The following is a 2,779-nucleotide window of genomic DNA, read 5'->3' on the forward strand; positions in this document are numbered from 1 at the left end:
CCCCTTACTTCAGTAAGGGGTTACCATTGACATCTTCGCTCATTTCCTTCGGCCAACCACACCATTGCTTCTTATCGAGCTTGCGTAAGGCAGCCATTTCATCATCGCTCAGTTCAAAGTCAAACAAGTCAATATTATCCTTAATGTGCTCTGGGTTTACTGACCGCGGAATGGTCCAAACCTTTTCTTGCACCAAGACCTTCAGGGCAATTTGAACGGCGGTCTTGCCATATTTTTGTCCAATTTCTTGCAATACCTGATCACTCATCATTTCCTTTGGACCGCTGGCCAGAGGACTCCAGGCTTCATGGATAATGCCCTGTTTAGTCAGCCAGTCATGCTGCTTAACCTGCTGGTTGTAAACGCTGGTTTCAATCTGGTTAACAACAGGCTTGATGGACGTTTGCTTCATCAAGTCTTCTAGCTGACGAATGTTAAAGTTGGAAACTCCGATGTAACGAAGCTTGCCTGCCTTTACCGCTTCTTCCAGTGCCTGGTAAGTGCCAACATCTTCACCAGTTGGCCAGTGGATGATCATTAGGTCGAAGTAATCAAGGCCAGCCTTTAGAAGGGAACCGTCGATATCTTTCTTAGCGCGTTCATAGCCGCCAGCATCTTGCTTGGTCGTGACAAAAACTTTGTCGCGAGGGATGCCGCATTCCCGCACAGCCTGACCAACCTCCGCTTCATTTTCGTAGTCCTGCGCCGTGTCCACCAAGCGGTAGCCGCTGCTTAAGGCATTAAGCACAGCCTCTTTGGTATCTGCCGGATCAATCTTGTATGTCCCAAAGCCTAAAACTGGTACCTTGCTGCCGTCATAAAATTGTAGATATTCCATTTTTGCCTCACTTTAACTTTAAATAGATATGCATCACATTTACCATTACCAAAATTATGGTCCAAACCATAGGGTCTGTCAATTGCCGATGCAGCAAAGTTATCTAAATTCTGTATTGTTACTAAACAATAGATTTTTGCAGTTGTTCACAAGAACAGATTCTTACTTAGTTAACTTTAATTAATTGAGATAGCGGTAACAACATGCGGTATAATAAGCTTAGATGGAAGGTGAAACTATGATCAACAAGATTGGAATGCGGCCTTTATCGCAATTGTATTTAAGCCATTACACAGCGATCATCGCCGTGCTTGAACTCAGTCTGTTCGGCATGATTATTCTAATCTCAAATAATCGCCACTATAGTCACCAGAAGAAAATTCTTTGTAATTTCAATCTAATATTGCTTTTGATATATAATGTTGCAGATTGGGCTTCAGTTATTTTGACCTTTGTCGACAACAGTGACTTGTTGCACCTCACGGCTAAGGCAATTTCTTACATCCTCCCACCTGTCTTTTGCTGCTTTGTGATTAGAATGCTTAGGCAGTTTAAGTGTCCAAAAATCTTACTTAGCGTCGTAGTTGCCAATACGATCTTTGAAATTGCTTCAATCTTTACTGGCTGGTGCTTTAGGCTTGGGCCATATAATCTTCTTCATCATGGATCATACCACTCCTTTTTCACCTTTTGCTGGGTCGTCTGTTTGATCTATGTTGCCAAGGCACTAACCTTATATAGTAAAAGCATTTCACTCGGTAGCAAGTTTTTCATCGCCTACATGTTCGTTTTTGTAGCTGCTGGCGTTTTGACTCAAGACTTATCTGACGGCTACATCCGGACCGCCGGTTTAACCATCAACATCGCCTTCACCATCCTCATTCTCGACTACCAAATTATCGATTTAGAGACCAGTGACCAAACCATTAACCAAAAAGAAAGGATCATCCTAACTGATCCCTTGACCGGCCTGAAGAGCCGCTATGCCTATGAAGCTTTGCTCAAAAATGACGCATCCCCATTAAGAGAAAGACAGCTAACTGCCTTTTCCATCGACATCAATGGTCTCAAGCATGTTAACGATACTTATGGCCATGCGGCAGGGGACATCTTGATCAAGTCAGCTGCCCAAATTATCCAGAAGACTTTTGTCGGCAATCCTTGCTACCGGACAGGCGGGGACGAATTTGCCGTAGTCGTTTATGGGAGCGAAGATAGAGGGCAAGAGCTTCTAGAAAAACTTTCAAAAGAGGAGCAACGTGCGAATCAAAATCTCCAGCTCAAAGTCAGCCTGGCTGCTGGGATGGCTTTTTCTCAAGAAAACCCTAATGGCAATATGAAAGAGTTGATGATCATCGCAGACCAAAGGATGTATAATGATAAGCGCAAGTATTACATGGATCCTAAACATGACCGCAGAAGACGGTAAACGGAGAGAAATCTCCGTTTTTTATATTATATAAGCTTTTTGTTATCTCCCGGATGAAGATACGCCATTTTTATATGGTAAAATATTTATCGAGGGAGGTCGCAATCATGCATGCAACTGCCGTAATGGCACAACTTTCTAATAGTTTTTTAGACTACTATACTTCTTTAGATATAATAATTACCTTATTCTTAATCGCGATTTTTATCCTGGTTTTATTTGACCAGCACCATCCCAGGCGCTTCAAGATCTATAGCTATCATGTCTTAGGAAGTCTGCTTCTATACAATTTATTCGACTGGCTTTCGGTTTATCTGATTAATAGTCCGCCTAATACCGATCGACTTTTTCACTTCATCAAAGCATTTGAGTATATCTTCGGAGTTGGGATCGGGTACTTCATTGCTCTTTATCTCCGCCCCGGTAAAAAGAATTGGCTGCTGCACAGCGTATTTGGCATAAATATCATTTACGAGCTAGCATCGGTTTATACCGGATGGAACCTTTCAATT

The 2,779-nt window shown here is 42.5% G+C and carries 2 protein-coding genes and 1 pseudogene; 2 read left to right on the top strand and 1 reads right to left on the bottom strand.

The features are described 5' to 3' along the window. Positions 1 to 4: 4 nt before the first annotated feature. The gene (locus tag FC20_RS09330; protein WP_008463329.1) at positions 5 to 838 is read right to left on the bottom strand and encodes an aldo/keto reductase; all 834 of its coding nucleotides are present in this window, start codon (positions 836 to 838) and stop codon (positions 5 to 7) included. 781 nt (positions 839 to 1,619) lie between these two features. Between FC20_RS09330 and FC20_RS10940 the strand changes: the two genes are divergently transcribed. Both FC20_RS10940 and FC20_RS09340 read left to right on the top strand, forming a co-directional pair. Then, entirely contained in the window at positions 1,620 to 2,267 is a 648-nt protein-coding gene (locus tag FC20_RS10940) for a GGDEF domain-containing protein (protein ID WP_236697666.1), read from the top strand. A 107-nt stretch (positions 2,268 to 2,374) separates the two neighbouring features. After that, a pseudogene (locus FC20_RS09340) lies at positions 2,375 to 2,779 on the top strand (hypothetical protein); the annotation flags it as partial.

The sequence above is a fragment of the Lactobacillus equicursoris DSM 19284 = JCM 14600 = CIP 110162 genome (assembly GCF_001434815.1).
GTDB classification, from domain to species: domain Bacteria; phylum Bacillota; class Bacilli; order Lactobacillales; family Lactobacillaceae; genus Lactobacillus; species Lactobacillus equicursoris.

Coding starts and splice junctions, on each gene's coding strand:
- FC20_RS10940 (WP_236697666.1), top strand. CDS start 1,620: ATGTTCGTTTTTGTAGCTGCTGGCGTTTTGACTCAAGACTTATCTGAC.
- FC20_RS09330 (WP_008463329.1), bottom strand. CDS start 838: ATGGAATATCTACAATTTTATGACGGCAGCAAGGTACCAGTTTTAGGC.